15 protein-coding genes are annotated in these 20,423 nt (G+C 63.2%); 1 reads left to right on the top strand and 14 read right to left on the bottom strand.

The window, feature by feature from the left end:
* Nucleotides 1-157 precede the first annotated feature (157 nt).
* Complete coding sequence (locus ACRTG1_RS11280; protein ID WP_432516291.1) at nucleotides 158-1,987, top strand: aminopeptidase P family protein; 1,830 nt, start codon at nucleotides 158-160, stop codon at nucleotides 1,985-1,987.
* A 19-nt stretch (nucleotides 1,988-2,006) separates the two neighbouring features.
* On the opposite strand, the gene ACRTG1_RS11285 is transcribed toward ACRTG1_RS11280, so the two are convergent.
* The 14 genes from ACRTG1_RS11285 to ftsW all read right to left on the bottom strand — a co-directional run bounded on the left by ACRTG1_RS11285 (nucleotide 2,007) and on the right by ftsW (nucleotide 20,423).
* Nucleotides 2,007-2,306: an AzlD family protein gene (locus tag ACRTG1_RS11285; RefSeq protein ID WP_113155630.1), complete on the bottom strand. Its 300-nt coding sequence runs from the start codon at nucleotides 2,304-2,306 to the stop codon at nucleotides 2,007-2,009.
* Nucleotides 2,303-3,031: an AzlC family ABC transporter permease gene (locus ACRTG1_RS11290; RefSeq protein ID WP_206548131.1), complete on the bottom strand. Its 729-nt coding sequence runs from the start codon at nucleotides 3,029-3,031 to the stop codon at nucleotides 2,303-2,305. Before ACRTG1_RS11290 ends, ACRTG1_RS11285 begins: the two co-directional genes overlap by 4 nt.
* Before the next feature lie 1,223 nt (nucleotides 3,032-4,254).
* Nucleotides 4,255-6,366, bottom strand: coding sequence for an NAD-dependent DNA ligase LigA (ligA, locus tag ACRTG1_RS11295; protein WP_432516292.1), 2,112 nt, complete (start codon nucleotides 6,364-6,366; stop codon nucleotides 4,255-4,257).
* 129 nt (nucleotides 6,367-6,495) lie between these two features.
* The gene (gene recN / locus ACRTG1_RS11300; RefSeq protein ID WP_206548133.1) at nucleotides 6,496-8,169 is read right to left on the bottom strand and encodes a DNA repair protein RecN; all 1,674 of its coding nucleotides are present in this window, start codon (nucleotides 8,167-8,169) and stop codon (nucleotides 6,496-6,498) included.
* An 8-nt stretch (nucleotides 8,170-8,177) separates the two neighbouring features.
* Nucleotides 8,178-9,020 (bottom strand): outer membrane protein assembly factor BamD, encoded by an 843-nt coding sequence (locus ACRTG1_RS11305; RefSeq protein ID WP_222474089.1) that lies wholly within the window; start codon nucleotides 9,018-9,020, stop codon nucleotides 8,178-8,180.
* A gap of 171 nt (nucleotides 9,021-9,191) precedes the next feature.
* Nucleotides 9,192-10,130: a UDP-3-O-acyl-N-acetylglucosamine deacetylase gene (gene lpxC / locus ACRTG1_RS11310; RefSeq protein ID WP_113155635.1), complete on the bottom strand. Its 939-nt coding sequence runs from the start codon at nucleotides 10,128-10,130 to the stop codon at nucleotides 9,192-9,194.
* A gap of 381 nt (nucleotides 10,131-10,511) precedes the next feature.
* Entirely contained in the window at nucleotides 10,512-12,224 is a 1,713-nt protein-coding gene (gene ftsZ, locus ACRTG1_RS11315; protein ID WP_206548134.1) for a cell division protein FtsZ, read from the bottom strand.
* Nucleotides 12,225-12,293: 69 nt separating this feature from the next.
* The gene (gene ftsA, locus ACRTG1_RS11320) at nucleotides 12,294-13,610 is read right to left on the bottom strand and encodes a cell division protein FtsA (protein WP_113155637.1); all 1,317 of its coding nucleotides are present in this window, start codon (nucleotides 13,608-13,610) and stop codon (nucleotides 12,294-12,296) included.
* Complete coding sequence (locus ACRTG1_RS11325) at nucleotides 13,607-14,485, bottom strand: cell division protein FtsQ/DivIB (protein WP_113155638.1); 879 nt, start codon at nucleotides 14,483-14,485, stop codon at nucleotides 13,607-13,609. Before ACRTG1_RS11325 ends, ftsA begins: the two co-directional genes overlap by 4 nt.
* Nucleotides 14,486-14,514: 29 nt before the next feature.
* Nucleotides 14,515-15,441: a D-alanine--D-alanine ligase gene (locus ACRTG1_RS11330; protein WP_113155639.1), complete on the bottom strand. Its 927-nt coding sequence runs from the start codon at nucleotides 15,439-15,441 to the stop codon at nucleotides 14,515-14,517.
* Nucleotides 15,442-15,783: 342 nt separating this feature from the next.
* Nucleotides 15,784-16,746, bottom strand: a complete 963-nt coding sequence (murB, locus tag ACRTG1_RS11335; RefSeq protein WP_432516293.1) for a UDP-N-acetylmuramate dehydrogenase — start codon at nucleotides 16,744-16,746, stop codon at nucleotides 15,784-15,786.
* Nucleotides 16,743-18,146 (bottom strand): UDP-N-acetylmuramate--L-alanine ligase, encoded by a 1,404-nt coding sequence (gene murC, locus ACRTG1_RS11340; RefSeq protein WP_113155641.1) that lies wholly within the window; start codon nucleotides 18,144-18,146, stop codon nucleotides 16,743-16,745. Before murC ends, murB begins: the two co-directional genes overlap by 4 nt.
* The gene (gene murG, locus ACRTG1_RS11345) at nucleotides 18,143-19,267 is read right to left on the bottom strand and encodes an undecaprenyldiphospho-muramoylpentapeptide beta-N-acetylglucosaminyltransferase (protein ID WP_299934924.1); all 1,125 of its coding nucleotides are present in this window, start codon (nucleotides 19,265-19,267) and stop codon (nucleotides 18,143-18,145) included. The genes murC and murG overlap by 4 nt, the downstream gene beginning before the upstream one ends.
* A gap of 1 nt (nucleotide 19,268) precedes the next feature.
* Nucleotides 19,269-20,423 carry a putative lipid II flippase FtsW gene (gene ftsW / locus ACRTG1_RS11350; protein WP_113155643.1) on the bottom strand — a complete coding sequence of 385 codons (1,155 nt, stop codon included), beginning with the start codon at nucleotides 20,421-20,423 and terminating at the stop codon, nucleotides 19,269-19,271.

Raw genomic sequence — 20,423 nt, forward strand, 5'->3', positions numbered from 1 at the left:
CCGGCACAACCAGCGCAGTTTGCGCATGGCTACCATCTCATTTTGCATTGCACACTTGAAATTGTGCAGCGCAACATACCGCCTCGCGTGAAACCCGTTCCGCTTTCTTCGGCCATGCTGTAGGTTCGGGCCGATTTCGAAGAAGCGACAGGGTTCCATGTTTCAGTCTTTTGATGTCACCGCCGATCCCAGCCAGGGCATATCCCGCGTTGGACGGCTCCGCGAAGCGCTCCTGAAGGCCAATCTGGACGGCTACCTCATTCCCAGGGCGGACGAGCACCAGGGCGAGTATGTCGCCCCCTCCTCGGAGCGGCTTGCCTGGCTCACCGGCTTCACCGGCTCTGCCGGCGCTGCCCTTGTCATGAAGGACCGCGCCATTCTCTTTGTCGATGGCCGCTACACGCTTCAGGCAGCGGAACAGACCGATCCATCCACCTTCACCGTGGAAAGCCTGATCGACAATCCGCCAAAGGACTGGATCGGCCAGAACGCGCCGAAGGGCGCGCGCATCGGCTTCGATCCCTGGCTGCACACGATTGCCGAACTGCGCGCACTGCGAAAAGCGGCTGCGGCGCGCGGCGTCGAGATGGTGCCGGTCGATGACAATCTGGTGGACAGTATCTGGGATGATCGCCCCGCCCCGCCGCTTGGACCGGCGCGCATCCAGCCGAAGGAATACGCAGGCGAACTGGCGAGCGCCAAGCTCGAAAGGATGGCCGAGACCGTGCGCGAAGGCGGCGCGGACTGCACCGTTCTGACGGATCCGTCATCACTCGCCTGGGCGTTCAACATTCGCGGTCAGGACGTGCCGCACACCCCGCTCGCGCTCGGCTTCGCGCTGATCCCCGGCGAAGGGCGTCCGATCCTGTTCATCGACAAACGAAAGCTTGACCGGGAGACCGAAGCCTATCTGACGCAGCTTGCCGATCTGAAAGCGCCCTCCACGCTCGACGACGTGCTGGCCGAGCGCGCCGAGGGCGGCAACGCAATCGGCCTCGACCCGGTGCTGGTCGCCGAGCGGTTGCGGCAGGTTGCCGAACAGGCCGGCGGAAGCATTGTCGATCTGGGCGATCCCGCCCGCCTGCCCCGCGCCATCAAGAACGCGACGGAGCTTGAGGGCACGCGCGCGGCGCATCGCCGCGATGGCGTCGCCATGGTGCGTTTCCTGAGCTGGCTGGACCGGCAGAACCCCGGCACGGTCGACGAGATCAGCGCCGTGCGCAAGCTGGAAGAAAGCCGGGCGGATACCGGGCAGGACCTGCAGATGCCGCTGCGCGACATCTCGTTCGACACGATTTCCGGCGCCGGCCCCAATGGCGCGATCATCCATTATCGTGTGACCACGAAAACCAATCGCACGCTTGGCCAGAACGAGCTCTATCTGGTCGATTCCGGCGCGCAATATGAAGACGGCACCACCGACATTACCCGCACGGTGATTTCCGGCACGCCAAATGATGAAATGCGCGAGCGCTACACGCGGGTTCTCAAGGGGCTGATCGCGCTCACCACCGCGCGCTTTCCCAAAGGCACGCGCGGCATGGATCTCGATCCCTTCGCGCGTCACGCCCTCTGGCAGGCCGGGCTCGACTATGCCCATGGCACCGGCCACGGCGTCGGCTCCTATCTTGCCGTTCACGAAGGGCCGCAACGGGTCGCCAAAACCGGTACGCAGGCGCTGGAAGCCGGCATGATCCTCTCCAACGAGCCCGGCTATTACAAACCGGGCGGCTATGGCATTCGTCTGGAGAATTTGATCGTCGTCGAGCCTGCCACCGCAATCGAAGGCGGCGAGATCGACATGCACGGTTTCGAAACACTCACCCTGTGCCCGTTCGACCGCCGTTTGATCGACACCGCCCTGCTCTCAACGCAGGAGCGCGCCTGGCTCGATGCATATCATGCGCGGGTGCGGGACATGCTCTCGCCCCTGCTCGATGGAGAAGCGCTTGGCTGGCTGGAGAAAGTGACCGCCCCGCTCGATTGAGCGGGTTCGGTTCGGGCATCTAACCAAGCAGGTGGCGGAGCAGAATCAGCACCGCCGCCGATGACAGAAACATCGGCATCATGCCGCCCGTCACCAGCGAAACGGCGATGCCGGTCACAAGGGCCGCCGTTTCGGCCACGCCGCCATTCATCGCCGCCGGTGCGACCAGTGTGGTCAAAACCGCTGCGGGAACCGCATTGAGGCCCGCCTCCACACGCGGATGAATGCGCTCGAAGCGCGACAGCACCACATGGCCGCCAACGCGTGTCAGAAAGGTCAGGAGTGCGCCTGCCAGAATGATCCAGACTGTCGTGCTCATGACTTCTCCTTCCCTGCCCGCGTGCCCGGCGCCACGGCAGCGGCAAGCGCCACACCGGCGATGGCTCCGATCGAAACATGCCAGGGCGAGCCGACCGTGCGATACGCGATCACCGATACAACGGCGCTCATCAGCACCACCGGCAGCCAGAAAGACCGCTTGCGAAAACTCATGACGAGGCCGAGGAAATAGATCGGCAGAAGGAAGTCGATGCCCAGCGCCTGCGGATCGGGCACCAGATTTCCAAACAGCGCGCCAACCCAGCCTTCCGCCACCCAGCACAGATAGAGCGGCAGTGCGGAGCCCATATACCAGCCGAAGGTGATCTTGCCATGTGTCTCGCCACGGCGCTCGGCTTCCGCAAAGACCGGATCGGCCAGCAGGAAGAACCCCATCAGACGCTGCACCGGCCCCCAATGCGCAATGCGCCTGCCCGTGGTGGCCGAATAGAGCACATGCCGGAAATTGACGGCGAAGATGGACAGGACGATGAGCCATGGCGCGACCTTCTGGCCGAACAGGTCGATGCCGACCATCTGGCTCGCGCCCGCAAAGATCGTCGCGCTCATCAGCACGACTTCGAACGTGGTGAAACCGTTTTCGACGGCCAGCGCCCCGAACAGGAGGCCGAACGGCATCGCCGCGACGACCACAGGCACGCTGTCGCGCAACCCGTCCATAAATTCGCGCGGAGGCGCATCTTCTCTGGCAATTTCGACTGACATCAAACCCTCAAAAGCGCGACCCTAGGTCAGCAGTGCTGACCAGTCACGTGAATTCCTTTGAACCACGGACCAGTGAATACCGAAGCTGACCTGACGCATCGAGCTTCCAAGGGTTTAGAGCGTTGCTGGCGCTGCCCGGATGCCCGGGCATGGATCCTCGGGTCAAGCCCGAGGATGACGAGCGTGTTTTGACGCTTGCACGCAATCGCATTCAAACTGGACTGGACACTATCCCCCTTCGTCATCCTCGGGCTTGACCCGGGGATCCATGCCAGAACGCCACGACCGCATAATCACCCAGCCAAAGACTGCCAGCGGCACCGTGCGCCTCAAACAGTGCACCAGCGACGACGCGCTGTTTGAAGCGCATCGTTCTTTCAAGGGGGGAGAGCGAATGCTCAGGCATGGATCCTCGGGTCAAGCCCGAGGATGACGACGGGGGATGGTGCCCAGTCCATTTCGAATACGGTTGCGTACAAGCGTCAAAACACACTCGCCATCCTCGGGCCTGACCCGGGGATCCATGCCAGAACGCCACGACCGCATAATCACCCAGCCAAAGACGGCCAGCGGCACGGTGCGCTTCAAACAGTGCACCACCGACGGCGCGCTGTTTGAGGCACATCGTGCTTTCAGGAGGTTAGAGCGTTTCTGGAGCTGTCCGGATGCCCGGGCATGGATCCTCGGGTCAAGCCCGAGGATGACGACGGGGGATGGTGCCCAGTCCAGTTCGAATACGGTTGCGTACAAGCGTCATAACACACTCGTCATCCTCGGGCTTGACCCGGGGATCCATGCCAGAACGCCACGACCGCATCATCACCCAGCCAAAGAAGGCCAGCGGCACGGTGCGCCTCAAACAGTGCACCACCGACGGCGCGCTGTTTGAGGTGCATCCTGCTTTCAAGGGGGGAGAGCGTTTCTGGAGCTGTCCGGGATGCCCGGGCATGGATCCTCGGGTCAGGCCCGAGGATGACGACGGGGGATGGTGCCCAGTCCATTTCGAATACGGTTGCGTACAAGCGTCAAAACACACTCGTCATCCTCGGGCTTGACCCGGGGATCCATGCCAGAACGCCACGACCGCATAATCACCGAGCCAAAGACGGCCAGCCGCACGGTGCGCTTCAAACAGTGCACCAGCGACGGCGCGCTTTTTGAGGTGCATAGTGCTTTCAAGGGGTTAGAGCGTCCGTTGTGCATCCTAATAGACGCACGGCGCTCTAGCCTCCGACACGCTCGAACCACGCGTCTTCGTCGATCACCTCGATGTCGAACTCCGCCGCCTTCTTGAGCTTGGAGCCTGCGCCGGGGCCGGCCACCACCAGATCCGTCTTCTTGGAAACGGAGCCGGCAACCTTCGCGCCCAGCCGTTCGGCCATGGCCTTCGCCTCATCGCGCGACATGCGTTCCAGACTGCCGGTAAAGACGATGGTTTTACCGGCCACGGGCGAATCGGCTGCCGGGCGCTCGGCTTCCTTCACGGTCACTTCGCCTGCCAGACGCTCGACCAGTTCCCGGTTGTGCGCCTCGCCGAAATACTGCGCGATGGAAGCGATCACCGCATCGCCGATATCATCAAGCGCGTCCATTTCCTCACGCGCCTGCGCGTCGCCATTGGCCACCGCCAGCGCGGCGTCGTGGAACTCCTGCCAACTGCCATAGGCGCGCGCCAGGGTCTTGGCCGTCTGCTCGCCCACATGGCGAATGCCAAGCGCATAGACCATGCGCTCCAGCGTGATCGTGCGGCGCTGCTCGATGGCCTCGAACAGCTTGACGGCGGAGGTCGCACCCCAGCCTTCCTTGTCCTTCAGCTTCTTGAAGCTTTCGGCGTCGCGCGCAGCCAGCGTGAAGATGTCGCCCGGCGCTTTCACCGGCAGGTCGGGATCGTTGAAGAAGAATTCGATCTGCTTCTCGCCAAGCCCGTCAATGTCGAAGGCCCGGCGCGAAACGAAGTGCCGCAGATGCTCCACGCGCTGGAACGGGCAGGCAAATTCGCCCGAACAGCGGCGCACCACACCCTCAACGCCAGAGCCGATGCCCTCCCGCACCACCGGCGTCTTCAGATCGCAGGGGCAGACCGTGGGAAACGCGAAGGGCACGGCGTCTTTGGGACGCTTCTCCTCGATGAAGCCGAGGATCTGCGGGATCACATCGCCGGCGCGCTGAACCGTCACCGTGTCGCCGACCATCACGCCCAGCCGCTCGATCTCCTCGGCATTGTGGAGCGTCGCATTGGTCACCACCACACCGCCGACCGTGACCGGCTCCAGCCGCGCAACCGGTGTCAGCGCGCCCGTGCGCCCCACCTGAATGTCGATGCCATGCAGGATCGTCGTCGCCTTCTCGGCCGGGAATTTGTGGGCAATCGCCCAGCGCGGGCTGCGCGAGACGAAGCCGAGCCGCCGTTGCAGTTCAAGATCGTCCACCTTGTAGACCACGCCGTCGATGTCATAGGGCAGCATCGCGCGCTCTTCCTCGATCTTGCGATACTGCGCGATAAGCGCTTCGGCACTCTCGCAGCGCTTCATCAGATCGTTGACGCGGAACCCGTATTCCTCGAGCGCTTCCACCATGCCCGTCTGCGTGTCAGACGGCATTTCCGACACCTCGCCCCATGCATAGGCAAAGAATTTCAGCGGCCGGGCGGCGGTGACGGAGGAATCGAGCTGGCGCAGCGAACCGGCAGCCGTGTTGCGCGGGTTCACATAGGTCTGCTTGCCCGCCTCTTCCTGGCGCTTGTTCAGCGCGAAGAAGTCGGCATGGGTCATATAGACCTCGCCGCGCACCTCGATCACCTCGGGCGGATTGCCCGCAAGCACGCTCGGGATGTCAGCAACCGCACGCGCATTGGCCGTCACGTTCTCGCCCTCCTGCCCGTCGCCACGGGTGGCGGCGGAGATCAGGCGACCGTTTTCATAGCGCAGAGAAAGCGACAGGCCGTCGATCTTGGGTTCGGCGGTCATCACCACCGGCGCATCGGCGGCAAGCTTCAGATAGCGGCGGATGCGCGCCACGAAGTCGATCACGTCCTCGTCGGAAAAGGCATTGTCGAGCGACAGCATCGGCACTTTGTGCCGGACCTTCTCGAACTTCCCGGATACAGGCGCACCAACCCGCCGCGAAGGCGAATCGTCCCGCACCAGAGCCGGAAAATGCTGCTCGATGGCCAGGTTGCGCCGCCGCAGCGCGTCATAGTCGGCATCCGAAATCGCCGGAGCGTCTTCAGCGTGATAGAGCCGGTCATGCTTGGCGATCTCAAGGGCGAGCGCCTCGAGTTCTTCACTGGCTTGGGCTTCCGTCAGCGTGTCAACGGCGGGCTTGGCTTTGGGCATGACAATGGATCCGACTGTGTGAAACGGCGCGCAGTGTAAAACATTCGCGCCCGATAGGGGCAGCGGTCTTTTTAAGCGCCTGAAGCCTGCTGACAAGGGTCGCCGGCAAACCCCGAACAGAAGAATGGATCAGGAGGCGACTGCGTTGCCCTGAAGCAGTTTGTGCGCGGCTGCGCGCGCCTCGTCGGTCACCGTGGCGCCAGCCAGCATGCGGGCAATCTCTTCGCGCCGTGCGTCGGTGTTCATCACCGAAACGCCGGTCGCGACGCGGTCCGTATCGCCGCTCTTGGCGATCAGGTAATGCGTGCCCGCGCGCGCCGCCACCTGCGGCGCATGGGTCACTGAAAGCACCTGAATGCGGTCGGAAAGGCGCGCAAGGCGCTGACCGATGGCATCTGCCACCGCACCGCCCACGCCCGTGTCGATCTCATCGAAAACGAGCGTCGGCGCAGAACCGCGATCCGCCAGCACCACCTTGAGGGCCAGCAGGAAGCGCGAAAGCTCGCCGCCCGAAGCGACCTTCATCATCGGGCCTGCGCGGGTGCCCGGATTGGTCCGCACCCAGAACTCCACATGGTCGATGCCATCCTCGCCCCGGTCGTCGGCCTCGGTGGCAATCTCCACGATAAACTCGGCGCGCTCCAGCTTGAGGGCCGGCAATTCTTCCATGACGGCCTTGCTCAGCGTCAGAGCCGTCTCACGGCGTCGCTGAGAGAGTTCTTCCGCCGCGGCGCTGTAGATGCCGATCGCGGCCTTCGCCCGCTCCTCCAGCGCGCCAAGGCGCTCCTCACCGGCGTCGAGATCATCCAGATCGCCCACCATGCGGGCGCACAGCTCGGCCAGATCATCCACCTGGACATTGTGCTTGCGCGCAACGGCGCGCAGCGCAAAGAGGCGCTCTTCCGTGTCTTCCAGACGCTTCGGATCGAACTCGGTTGCGCGCATCGCCTCATCCACGCCGGACTGGGCGACATCAAGCGACAGAAGCGCTGAATCGAGCGGTTCGATGATGCCGTCAAGAAGGCCCGGCGCCTCTTCCGCCTTGCGCTGCAAGCGGCGCAGCAGGCTGGAGAGCTGTGACACGGGCGACGCATGGCCAGACAGCACTTCCTGCGCATCGGAGATGTCGGACGCGATCTTCTCCGCACGCATCATGTCCGCGCGTTCGCCGGCGAGCACCGCTTCCTCGTCCGGACGCGGATCGATCTTGGTCAACTCCTCCACCGAGGCGCGCAGAAAGTCGGCCTCGCGGGCTGCAGCCTCAACACGCGCACGGTGCCGCGCAAGCTCCTGCTCACACTGGCGCAGATCGCGCCATGCGGTGCGCACACGCTCAACGTCAGGCCCATGCCCGCCAAATGCGTCAAGCAGGTCGCGGTGCATCGCGGCATCGACAAGCGCGCGCTCGTCATGCTGGCCGTGGATCTCGACAAGCTGTCGCCCCACCTGCCGCATCAGCGCAACGCTGGATGGCTGGTCGTTGATGAAAACACGGGTGCGGCCATCGGCGCTCTGCACACGGCGCAGAATGACGTCGCCCTCATCGTCAATGGCGTTCTCGGCCAGCACGGCGCGCACGGGGTGTGCCGCCGGCAGATCGAACACGGCGATCACCTGCCCCTGATTTGCGCCATGGCGCACAAGTGAGGCGTCGCCACGGCCACCAAGAGCCAGTGAGAGTGAATCGAGCAGGATGGATTTTCCCGCACCGGTCTCACCGGTCAGAACCGAGAGCCCCGAGGAAAAATCCATGTCGAGGCGTTCAATCAGGACGATATCGCGGATCGACAGATGAGACAGCATGGTTAGGGTCAGCCGCCCAGAATTGCCGCTCCAGCCTTGGAAATCCAGGAACCGCTGTTTTCACGCGGCTCCAGCCCGCCAGACTGCAGCAATGCGTAGGAATCCTTGTACCACTGGCTGTCCGGGTAGTTGTGACCCAGAACGGCAGCAGCCGTCTGCGCTTCCGACACCAGGCCCATCGCGTAATAGGCTTCGGTCAGGCGCGCGAGCGCTTCCTCGACATGGCGTGTGTTGGGATAACTCTCCACCACACCACGGAAGCGGCGCACGGCGGCAACATATTCACGACGCTCGAGATAGTAGCGGCCGATCTGCATTTCCTTGCCGGCGAGCTGGTCGCGGGCAATGCGGATCTTGGCTTCGGCATCCGGCACATATTCCGAATCCGGCCAGCGCTGCACAACCTCTTCCATCGCTTCGACGGTGCGGCGCGCCTCGCGCTGGTCCTGCGTCACATCGCGGATCTGGCGGAAATAGCTCAGGCCAACGAGATACTGCGCATAGGCTGCATCTTCCGTGGTCGGATAGAGCGCCACATAGCGCTTGCCGCTGTTGATGGCCTCGTCATACTTGCCCTGCCGGTAGTTGGCGAAGGTGTTCATCACCATCGCCTTGCGGGCGTATTCCGAATAGGGGTGCTGACGGTCGATGGACTCGAACTTCGCGCTCGCCTCCTTCAGCCGTCCGGCATTCATGTTGGCCAGCGCCTGATTGTAGAGCACGTCAGCCGGATCGGTCTGCTCGACATAGGTCGACAGATCAAGGTCCTTCTCCGCATTACAGGCGGAAAGAAGAAGCGAAACGCCAAGCACGGAAGCTGTCGTGATGGCAGCTCTGCCTGTCCTGGTCATGCCGGCAACAAAAGTTGAACGCATTTCGCCTCTCGCAAACGGAAAATCGATATCGGAACGCAGTCATAGAGCAAATGACCGCCACGCGGCAACGCTATTGCCCGCCAATCGTACAATTTTGTGGCACGAGGAAGGAAGCGCAGGCCCTGAACTGGCGCATAAAGCGCAGAACTAAAGCGTCCAGGGCGCGTAAACGGGTGCGCTGACGGCAACCATTTCCGCACGACGTCCCTGCTCACGACGCGTCGTTTCGACGATCTCGTAGGCAGAATGGTCGGTCAGAAGGTGGCGCAGTGCAGCCGCATTGAGTCGGTGTCCGCCACGGTAGGAGCGGAAGCAACCAATGAAACGCGCACCGGCCAGAGCCAGATCACCCACGGCGTCGAGCATTTTGTGACGCACGAACTCGTCAGGGTAGCGCAGGCCTTCCATGTTGATGACCTTGTGGTCCTCACCGATGACGACCGAGTTCTCCAGCGAAGAACCCAGCGCATAGCCGGCAGCCCACAGCCGCTCAACATCCTTGATGAAACCGAAGGTACGGGCGCGCGCAACCTCTTTGCGGAAGTTCCCGGCATTCAGGTCCAGCGCAAGCGCCTGCCGGCCGATGGCCGGAGTGTCGAAATCGATATCGACCTCGAAACGCGTACCGTCATAGGGGCGGAACTCCGCCCAGGAACCACCATTGTCGACGCGAACCGGTTTGACGACGCGGATATAGCGGCGCTTGACGGCAAGCGTTGCAATGCCGGCCTGCTCGAACGCATCCATGAAACCGATGGCGCTGCCATCGAGAACCGGCACTTCGGTTCCGTCGATCTCGATCACGACATTGTCGATGCCGACAGCCAGAAGCGCTGCCATGAGATGCTCGACCGTGGCGACATATTCGCCGCGGGCATCGCCCAGCGCCGTGCAGAGATCCGTCTGGCAGACTTCAGAGGCGAGCGCGCGAATCACGCGACCGGTGCCGGCCTCGTCGATCCGCTGAAACACGATGCCCGTGTCAGGCTCAGCCGGAGAAAAGTGAATGGAAACGGGCTTACCGCTGTGAACGCCGATACCCGAGAGAGAACAGCGCGATTTGAGTGTCGTCTGATATTCGAGCAAAATGGTCCCCGTAAGCTCTCAAAGGCCTGCGCTCAGTCAAGCGCCAGCACGTCCATGGTTTTCAGGACAACACCCCCAAAATGCGTCCCACGCCCCGCCTTTAGTTGCGACGGAAGATAATGTCGCCAAATACAGACTCCAAATCACGCTTTCTTACTTCTTGTTACGGCATCACAAAAATCAGATTCAGCCATAACGACATGATTTGTTTAGGAATTTTTAACAAAAAGGGGGATGCGCCGCATCCCCCTCCCTGACATTTCGTTACAGGCGTTACCGCCGGAGCATCGGACCGAAAAGCGGAATCCGGTTTTCGGTTGATTCCGATGCTCTTCAAAAACCTGGCTCGTCCTTTGTGCATCCAATTGGATGCACGGCGATCTAGTTGGCCTGCCGGCGAAGGAAAGCGGGAATCTCCAGCTGATCCTCTTCCTGCACATTGCGCTGCTGCGTGGTCAGGCGGCCATGCTCGTCGAGACGGCCCTGACGCGGCGCATAGAGCTGACCGTCGCTTTCGGGTGCACGGCGCGCCTGCGGGGCTGCCTGACGCAGCTTCGGCTCGCGCGGCTGCTCCGAATAACCCTGCTCGGGGTCACGGCGCGAAAGACCATGCGTGAGGCGCTTGATCAGGCCCATCGGACCACGATCCTCATGCTCCTGCGCCTGGGCTTCCATCTCGGCCTTCACGACCGGCGGGAAATCCTCGACGCGCGGCATGCGCGGTGCGGCGGCCTGCGGCTGCGGCTGAACCTGTTCGGCGCGCGGCTGCATCGGAGCCGGCTGCGGCTGCTGCGGAGCCTGTGCGGCGACCGGAGCCGGTGCGGGCTGCTGCTGTACCGGCTTGGGAGCCGGCGCAGGCGCTGCGGCCTTCGGAGCCGGCTGAACCGGCTGTGCGCCACGGAAGAGCGAGCTCTGCGGCTGGAAACCACCATTGCTGACGGCAGGACGCGGCGTCGGCGCACGGGCGGCTACCGGAGCAGGTTCGGCGCGCTCGGCCTCACGGATTGCTTCGGCCACCGGATCGGCAACAACCTGCGGCTTGGCTTCAACGGCTGCCGGGCGCTGCATTTCCACCGTGCGCGGCTGAGCCGGACGCGAAGCGGATGCAGGTGCGGAAATCTCCGCTGCCGACTTGTCGATGCCGGTCGCGACGACCGAAACGCGGATGACGCCTTCCAGGTCTTCGTCGAAGGTCGCGCCGAGAATGATGTTCGCGTCCGGGTCCACTTCCTCGCGAATGCGGGTCGCAGCTTCGTCCACCTCGAACAGGGTCAGGTCGCGACCGCCGGTGATCGAGATCAGAAGGCCGCGTGCGCCCTTCATGGAGCTCTCGTCCAGCAGCGGGTTGGCGATTGCAGCCTCGGCGGCAGCCATTGCACGGCCCTCGCCGGATGCTTCGCCGGTGCCCATCATGGCCTTGCCCATCTCGCGCATCACCGAGCGAACGTCGGCGAAGTCGAGGTTGATCAGGCCTTCCTTGACCATCAGGTCGGTGATGCAGGCGACACCCGAGTAGAGCACCTGGTCGGCCATCGCAAAGGCGTCGGCGAAGGTGGTCTTGTCGTTGGCGATGCGGAAGAGGTTCTGGTTCGGGATGACGATCAGCGTGTCAACGCACTTCTGCAGCTCCTCGATGCCGGCTTCCGCCGTCTTCATGCGGCGCTGGCCTTCGAAGTGGAACGGCTTGGTGACGACGCCAACGGTCAGGATGCCCTTCTCGCGGGCGGCGCGGGCCACAACGGGCGCAGCACCGGTGCCGGTGCCGCCGCCCATGCCGGCGGTCACGAAGCACATGTGGGTGGAGGACAGGTGATCGACCAGTTCGTCGATGCATTCTTCGGCGGCGGCCTTACCAACTTCCGGCTGCGAACCGGCGCCAAGCCCCTCGGTCACGGCAGCGCCGAGCTGGATCAGGCGCTCGGCCTTGGACTGGGTCAGAGCCTGCGCATCGGTGTTTGCGACGACGAACTCGACGCCACGCAGGCCGGCATTGATCATGTTGTTGACGGCGTTGCCGCCCCCGCCCCCGACACCGAAAACGGTGATGCGTGGCTTCAGCTCGGTAATGTCCGGCTTCTGCAGATTGATAGTCATTGTCCTCGTCCTTTCCGCCTTTGCCGCCGCCTGGTCGCCGCCGCGGTCGTCAATTTGGGGCCGCCCCCGCTAGAAGTTGCTTCTCAGCCACTGGCTGACGCGCTGGAACCGGCCGCCAGTGCCAGTCGCGCGCGTGAATATGCCGCTCTTTCCGCTGCGGCCACGGTTTTCGAACTCCGCAACCTGCGGATAGATCAAGAGGCCCACCGAGGCGGAGAAAGCCGCCCCCTTGGCCGCTTCCGGAAGCCCCGCCACGCCGAGCGGACGCCCGAGCCTGACATTGCGCCCGAAAAGCCGGCGGGTTGCCTCAGGCAGACCGACAAGCTGGCTAGCGCCACCCGTCAGCACCACCCGGCGCCCCACCAGGCCGCCATATCCGGAGCGGTTCAGCTTGTCGCGAGCCATCTCCAGCGTTTCTTCGATGCGCGCGCGGATGATCCGGGTCATCACGGCGCGCGGCACCTGGATCGGCTGTTCGCTCGGATCCGCCCCCATCGGGTGGATCGAAACGATGTCCCGGTCGTCGCTCGAAGAGATGAGCGCCGAACCGTGCATGACCTTCAGCCGCTCCGCATCCTCAAGCCGCGCCGACAGGCCGCGCACCAGATCCATGGTCACGTGGTTGCCGCCAACCGGCAGCGCCTCGGCCCACACGAACTTGCCTTCGGCGAAGACGGAGATCGTCGTCGTGCCGCCGCCCATGTCGATGCAGGCCGCACCCATCTGCGCCTCGTCATCCACAAGTGCGGCCAGACCGCTTGCGTAGGGCGTCGCCACCATGCGCTCGACCGAAAGGTGCGAACGGTTGATGCAAAGCTCCAGATTGCGCAGCGGCGCTGCGTCCGCCGTCAGGATGTGCATGTCGACGCCGAGTTCCGCACCAACCATCCCGCGCGGATCGCGAATGCCGCGCTCGGCATCGAGGCTGAAGCCCGTCGCCAGCGAATGCACCACTTCACGCTCGGTCTCGAGCCCCTGCCGCGCACCGGCCGCGAGAACGCGGTTGATGTCGGACCGGGCAACCTCGTGACCGCCAAGATTGATCGACGCCGAGATCGTCTCGCTGCGCAGGCGTCCCGCCGACACGTTGACGATCAGCGAATCCACCGTCAGGCCCGCCATGCGCTCGGCCGCATCCACCGCAAGCCGGATCGATTCCTCGGCCCGGTCGAGATCGATGATGACGCCGGACTTCACGCCCTGCGACTGCTGATGACCGATGCCGATGACCTTCACACGATGCGTGCGATGGCGCAGCGCGCGGCCTTCCTCCGCCGGCATGAGCTTGGCGATGATGCAGCACACCTTGCTCGAACCAACATCGAGAACCGTGATGATGCCGGAGCGGCGCGCAGCGTTCTTCTTGGGATCTGATAACCAGCTCATATCTGCGCCCCACCTGCAATCCGCGCCTTGTAACGCTTGCGCATCGCTTCCTGGTGATCCTCGGCGGCATCCTCGGACAGACCGATGGCGATGCGGTCGCCAAGACGCATGTCCACCGAGGTGATGTCACGCGACAGAAGGCCCTTCTGGCGATCGAGCGAAGCCAGTGTCGCCAGCGTCAGAGCCTCGTCACGCTCGGGCAGTTTGATGGTCACGCCATTCTTCAGACGCAGATCCCAGCGCCGGTCGCCAATGCGGATATAGGCGCGCACTGCATCCGCAATCGCGGGATGACGCGCCACCTTGGCGATGAACTCCGGCCCGGCCTCACGCGCACCAACGCCGATCACCATCGGCAGCGCCGTGTAGCGCCCGCCATCGAACGGCGCGATCACCGAACCATCCTTCTCGATCAGGGAAAGCTCGTTGCCGTGCTGCCAGATCGCGAAAGGCTTCTTCTCGGTGATGTCGACTTCAAGCGTCGCCGGGTAAATCTTGCGGACAGCCACACCCTCGACCCATGGCAGGGCGGAAAGCCGCTCGCGCGCGCCCTCGGCGCTGAAACCGACCAGCGCCGTCCAGCCGTCGAGACCCACTTCCTGGATCACGTCGATCTCGGACGTCTCATCATTGCCGACCACATGTACCTGCGCAATCGCCAGACCGGTGCGCGCGGTCACGCTCTGCACCACCTGCGGCAGATGTCCACCGGCAAGCGTTCCGTAGATCGCGGTCGCGCCGAGAAGGGCAGCTGTTGCAATGCTCGCGCCAAAGCGCGGCGGCTCCACTTCGCCCGCATTGACGCGCTGCATGAAGCGGGCCGGCCGGCGCAGCCAGCGCGGCAGCACCACATCGCCGCCACGACGCCTTGCCATGTACCGGTCCTTCCCAGCCTTTGATGACGTCAGCGAGAACACGAAGCGTCCTCCACAATCCAACTCAACAATTCACCAAACCCAATTCCCGCCGCTGCGGCGATCTCGGGCACCAGAGAGGTTGGCGTCATGCCGGGCTGCGTGTTCACCTCCAACCAGACAAGCTCTCCATCAGCGGATTTGCGATCGTCAAAACGGAAGTCGGACCGGGACACGCCCCGGCAGCCAATAGCCTTGTGTGCCGTGAGGGCCAGTGTCTCTATTTTTTGGTAAATATTTGGTGAAATTTTTGCCGGGCATTCGTGTTTTGACCCACCCGGAACGTATTTCGAGTCGTAATCGTAGAAGGTGTGACCGACCGGAATGATCTCGGCAATGCCGAGCGCACGATCACCCATCACCGCACAGGTGAACTCGCGTCCGGCCACATAGCGCTCGACCATCACGCGCTCGCCATACTGCCAGTCCGTCGAGCTGATGATCTGCGGGGGCGTGCTCTGCCCCTCCTGCACGATCACCACACCAAAGCTGGACCCCTCATTGACGGGCTTCACCACATAGGGCGGCTCCATCGGGTGCTCATTGCCGATCTGGAAACGGTTGACCACCAGCGCGTCGGCGACCGGAATGCCCTCCGCCTTCGCCACGGTCTTGGCAAGCTGCTTGTCCATGGCAAGCGCGGACGCCAGCACGCCGGAATGCGTGTAGGGAATATCGAGATATTCGAGAATGCCCTGAATGGCCCCGTCCTCACCGAACGGACCATGCAAGGCATTGAAGGCGACATCAGGATTGAGATCAGACAGGACCCGCGCAACATCGCGCCCAACATCGACACGCGTGACAGCATAGCCCTCGACTTCGAGAGCGTCGGCGCAGGCAGTACCGGAAGAAAGACTAACCGGCCTCTCGGAGGAGAATCCCCCCATCAGGACGGCAACGTGCTTCCTCTTCATTTTCCGGCTACCCCCTTGTCCAAGCGCCCGGAATTTCGGGCAATATTCCGCATTGGCCGAGCAAGACCTCCTCAAATGGGAAAGCCCCCGACCCGAACGCCGCGACTCAAATCAGTGATTACTTATGGGCCAAAGAATCAGAGGTTTGATTCCAAGGCAAGGGCTTGAGATTCCCGAAGATTCAATTTTCTGAAAATTTTACATTTTGTGAACGCAAACACCCCCGGGACGCAACTTGACACATCCGGGAGGGGCAGAACTGCTGCGGCGCAACATAGACCGCGCGGGAGCAAATATCCCCGGCCGCATCTTCGTGCGACCGGTATTCATTCAGGAGCAAAACTAGAGCATCGGCCCCAGAAACGGGTCAATCTCGCGGCCTTCGCGGAATTCACCGATGCGCTTGATCTCCCATTCGAGACGAACGCCCGAATGCTCAAGAACCTTCGCGCGCACCGCCTCGCCCAGATATTCCAGGTCGTAGCCGCTCGCCGTTCCGGTGTTGATCATGAAATTGCAGTGCATGGGCGACATCTGCGCGCCGCCGATGGTCAGCCCGCGGCATCCGGCCTTGTCGACCTCTTTCCAGGCCGAGCTTTCAGGCGGGTTCTTGAAGGTGGAGCCACCCGTTTTCTCACGCACCGGCTGCACGGTCTCGCGGTGATGCTGAACCGCATCCATCTCGCGACGGATGACATCGGGATCTTCCCGGTAACCTTCCATCAGCGCGGAGGTGAAGATCAGGTCACGGGGCGCGTCCGAATGCCGGTAGGCATAGCCCATATCGGCATTGGAGAAGACATGCAGCTCGCCCTTCCGGTCAAGCGCGCGCACTTCGATCACCCGCTCTTTCGTCTCGACGCCATTGGCGCCCGCATTCATGCGCAGCGCACCGCCCAGACCACCGGGAATGCCGTGGTAGAAATGAAACCCGCCAATGCCTGCCTCAAGCGCCGCTGCGGCAAGCCGCTTGTCGGGAATGGCCGCGCCCGCGCGAATGCGCGTATCGGAAACCACTTCCGCCTGGCCAAACCCCTTGGCCGAAAGCCGCACCACGAAACCGCGAATGCCGCCCTCGCGCACCAGAAGGTTCGAGCCGATGCCCACCATGGTCACCGGAATGTCTTCCGGCACCGCTTTCAGAAATGCCGAGAGGTCTTCCTCATCGGCCGGCTGAAACAGAACATCAGCCGGACCGCCGGCGCGAAACCAGGTGATCTTGTCCATGCCGGCGTCGGGCGTCAGCCGCCCGCGCAGGCCCGACAGCCGGTCGCCGAGACGCTCCAGCAGTTCCGCTCCGCTCATCCCTTGGCCTCAAGCTCTTTGGGCAGCGCATAGGCCCACTGGGTGATGTTGCCGGCGCCCAGATAGACGATGAAGTCGCCTTCCTTCGCCCAGTCGCGCACAATCTGCTCGACCGCTTCCGGCCCTTCGATATACGCCACGTCGCGGTGGCCCGAAGCGCGGATGCGCGAAACGAGCGTGTCGGACGACACGCCTTCGATCGGGTCTTCGCCCGCCGAATAGACCGGCGCGACCAGCACCTTGTCCGCCTCGTTGAAGCAGGCGGCGAAATCGTCGAACAGGTCATGCAGGCGCGAATAGCGGTGCGGCTGCGCAATCGCCAGAATGCGCCCCTGACACGCCTCGCGCGCGGCCTTAAGCACGGCGCGGATCTCGACCGGGTGATGGCCGTAATCGTCAAACACACTGACGCCGTTCCACACGCCCGTAAGCGTGAAGCGGCGCTTCACGCCGCCAAAGCCCGCCAGACCTGCGCGGATCGCCTCATGGTCGATGCCAAGCTCATGCGCCACGGCAATGGCCGCCGTCGCGTTCGACACATTGTGCCGGCCGGGCATCGGAAGGCGCAGGCCCTCAAGCGTCTGCGTCTCGCCCGTCTTGCGGTCGCGGAATGTCACGTCAAACACGGAGACCGGACCGTCCATGTGATGATTGGAGAACCGCACATCGGCCTGCGGGTTCTCGCCATAGGTGATGACGCGGCGGTCCTCGATGCGGCCGACCAGCGCCTGCACCTCGGCATGGTCGATGCACATGGCGGCAAAACCGTAGAACGGCACATTCTCGACGAACTGGCGGAAGGCCGCGCGCAGCTTGTCGAAATCGCCGTAATGATCGAGATGCTCGGGATCGATATTGGTGATGACGGCAATGTCGGCGGGCAGCTTGAGGAAGGTGCCATCGCTCTCATCGGCCTCGACGACCATCCAGTCGCCCTCGCCCATGCGCGCATTGGTGCCATAGGCGTTGATGATGCCGCCATTGATGACCGTCGGGTCGAACCCGCCCGCATCGAAGAGTGCCGCCACCATCGAGGTGGTGGTCGTCTTGCCATGGGTGCCGCCAATGGCGACCGCCTGACCGAAGCGCATCAGCTCGGCCAGCATTTCTGCACGGCGAACGATGGGCAGATGCTTCTCACGCGCCGCAACGATCTCGGGATTGTCTTTCCTGATGGCCGTCGAAACGACGATGACTTCCGCCTCGCCCAGATTTTCTCCGGCGTGACCGATGAAAACCTCGATACCCTTCTCGCGCAGGCGCACCACATTGGGGTTCTCGGCCTGGTCAGATCCCTGCACCTTGTAGCCAAGCGTGTGCAGCGCCTCGGCGATGCCGCTCATGCCTATGCCGCCGATGCCGACGAAATGCACGGTTCCAATCGTCTGCGGCATTTTCATGCGCGGGTTCCTTCCTTCATTGTGTCTGCGGGTTGGCCGGAGGCAATAGCCTCCACGAGGTCGGCAAGCAACTCCGCTGCATTGGGTTTGCCCACGCTGCGCGCGGCAGCCGCCATCTCGGCCAGATGTTGAGGATCGTTCATGGCGCCGCCGATCAGCTCTGCAAGCCGCTCGGGCGAGAGCGTTGACTGGGCGTGAAGCTCCGCGCCACCGGCCCTTTCAAGCGCTGCCGCATTGGCCGCCTGATCATGATCGAGCGCATGCGGATAAGGCACCAGAAACGCCGGACGGCCAATGGCCGCGATTTCCGAAACGGTCGAAGCGCCAGAGCGTGAAATGACCAGATGGCTCTCGGCGATGCGGTGCGCCATGTCCTTGAAGAAGGTGGAGACCTCGGCTGGCACGCCAAGCTTCTCATAGGCCGCGCGCACCTCGCCCTCGTCTTCGGGACGCGCCTGCTGCGTCACGACGAGCCGCGCCCGCTGCTCAGGCTCAAGCAGCGCAATCGCTGCGGGGATCGCATCGGAAAAGAACTGCGCGCCCTGGCTGCCGCCAAAGACCAGAAGCCTGAAAGGCTCCTGCGCGCCTGCCGCACGATAAGGTTCTGCCGCAGCTTCGATGACCGCAGGGCGCACCGGGTTGCCCGTCGCCACGATCTTGTCGGCAAACGCACCCTCATCCGGCAGAAAGCCGCCGGCAATCGCCTGCACACGGCCAGCCAGCGCCTTGTTGGCGCGTCCCATCACCGCGTTCTGTTCATGAACCAGCGCCGGTATGCTGCGCCGTGTGGCGGCATAGAGCGGCGGAAGCGTCGGATAACCACCGAACCCCACCACGGCGGCAGGCTTGAACCGCTGCAGGATCACCGAAGCCTGCTTGACGCCGCGCCAGATGGTCCAGCCAGCCTTCAGAAGCGCAATCGGATTTTTGGAACCGAACGTGGCGCTCTCAACGATGTGCGTCTCGTCGGCGGGAAACGAACCCGCAAAACGCGCCGCACGCCGGTCGGTCGCCAGATGCACCGACCAGCCACGCTCATGCAGCGTGTGCGCCAGAGCTTCGGCCGGAAAAAGGTGACCGCCGGTCCCACCGGCGGCAAGAAGGATCGTACCCTTGGTCATGTTATCCTGCGACTGCCTCGCGTCCCGCCGGCTGCGCATAGGCGACCGGGCGGCGCTTTTCGGGCTTGCGGCGCGTGAGCGCCAGCACGAAGCCCATGGAAATGGCCATGGCGATCAGCGATGAACCGCCATAGGAGATGAAGGGCAGCGTCATGCCCTTGGCCGGCAGCATGCGGACATTCACGCCCATATTGATGATCGACTGGAAGCCGAACAGAATCACCAGCCCGCTCACCGCGTAGCGCGTAAAATCGTCTTCTTCGCGGCGCGCCTTTGAAAGACCGCGCAGCACAACGAAGGCGAAGATGCTCAAAATGATAAGAAGGATGATGATCCCGAACTCTTCGCCCGCCACGGCGAACACGAAGTCGGTGTGGCTGTCGGGAAGAATGCGCTTCACCGTGCCTTCGCCCGGCCCACGTCCAAACCAGCCACCGCGGGTGATCGCCTCGATGCTCATGTCCACCTGATAGGTGTCGCCCTCGCCGGTCAGAAAGCGGTCAATACGGTCGGCCACATGCGGGAAGATCGTGTAGGCGAGAAACGCGCCGCCCGCGCCCAGCGCGCCGAGCACGGCGATCCAGAGCCACGGCATGCCGGCGATGAAGAACATCGCGCCCCATGTGCCAAGCACCAGCATGGTCTGACCCAGATCGGGCTGCGCGACCAGAAGCGCGATGACGAGACCGAGCAGCAGCATCGCAAACAGATTGCCTGGAATTTCGGGCTGGCGCGCATGCTCATGGAAGAGCCAGGCGCAGATCACCACAAAGGCGGGTTTCAGATATTCCGAAGGCTGAATGGAGACGCCGAATATGTGGAGCCAGCGCCGCGAGCCCTTCACTTCCATACCGGCAAAGAGCGTCAGCACCATCAGCGCCAGAGCGCCCACCAGCATCACGAGCGCCAGTCGCCGCACCAGACGCGGGCTGAGGAACGAAACACCGATCATCACCACCACCGCAGGCAGCATGTAGACAATCTGGCGCGTCACGAAATGGAAGCTGGACAGACCGATGCGATCGGCAACGGCCGGGCTTGCCGCAAACGACAGAACGACGCCAAGCCCCATAAGAAGCAGGAACGCGCCAAGGAACCAACGGTCAATGGTCCACCACCAATTGGCAACCGGGCTTCGGTCGGTGCGGCTCACCAT

The organism is Nitratireductor sp. PBL-C9 (assembly GCF_050877045.1).
Taxonomy (GTDB): Bacteria; Pseudomonadota; Alphaproteobacteria; order Rhizobiales; family Rhizobiaceae; genus Nitratireductor; species Nitratireductor aquimarinus.

Coding starts and splice junctions, on each gene's coding strand:
- ftsZ (WP_206548134.1), bottom strand. CDS start 12,224: ATGACTATCAATCTGCAGAAGCCGGACATTACCGAGCTGAAGCCACGC.
- ACRTG1_RS11330 (WP_113155639.1), bottom strand. CDS start 15,441: ATGAAGAGGAAGCACGTTGCCGTCCTGATGGGGGGATTCTCCTCCGAG.
- ftsW (WP_113155643.1), bottom strand. CDS start 20,423: ATGGTGAGCCGCACCGACCGAAGCCCGGTTGCCAATTGGTGGTGGACC.
- ACRTG1_RS11325 (WP_113155638.1), bottom strand. CDS start 14,485: ATGGCAAGGCGTCGTGGCGGCGATGTGGTGCTGCCGCGCTGGCTGCGC.
- ACRTG1_RS11290 (WP_206548131.1), bottom strand. CDS start 3,031: ATGTCAGTCGAAATTGCCAGAGAAGATGCGCCTCCGCGCGAATTTATG.
- murC (WP_113155641.1), bottom strand. CDS start 18,146: ATGAAAATGCCGCAGACGATTGGAACCGTGCATTTCGTCGGCATCGGC.
- ACRTG1_RS11285 (WP_113155630.1), bottom strand. CDS start 2,306: ATGAGCACGACAGTCTGGATCATTCTGGCAGGCGCACTCCTGACCTTT.
- ftsA (WP_113155637.1), bottom strand. CDS start 13,610: ATGAGCTGGTTATCAGATCCCAAGAAGAACGCTGCGCGCCGCTCCGGC.
- recN (WP_206548133.1), bottom strand. CDS start 8,169: ATGCTGTCTCATCTGTCGATCCGCGATATCGTCCTGATTGAACGCCTC.
- ACRTG1_RS11280 (WP_432516291.1), top strand. CDS start 158: ATGTTTCAGTCTTTTGATGTCACCGCCGATCCCAGCCAGGGCATATCC.
- murB (WP_432516293.1), bottom strand. CDS start 16,746: ATGAGCGGAGCGGAACTGCTGGAGCGTCTCGGCGACCGGCTGTCGGGC.
- ACRTG1_RS11305 (WP_222474089.1), bottom strand. CDS start 9,020: ATGACCAGGACAGGCAGAGCTGCCATCACGACAGCTTCCGTGCTTGGC.
- murG (WP_299934924.1), bottom strand. CDS start 19,267: ATGACCAAGGGTACGATCCTTCTTGCCGCCGGTGGGACCGGCGGTCAC.
- ligA (WP_432516292.1), bottom strand. CDS start 6,366: ATGCCCAAAGCCAAGCCCGCCGTTGACACGCTGACGGAAGCCCAAGCC.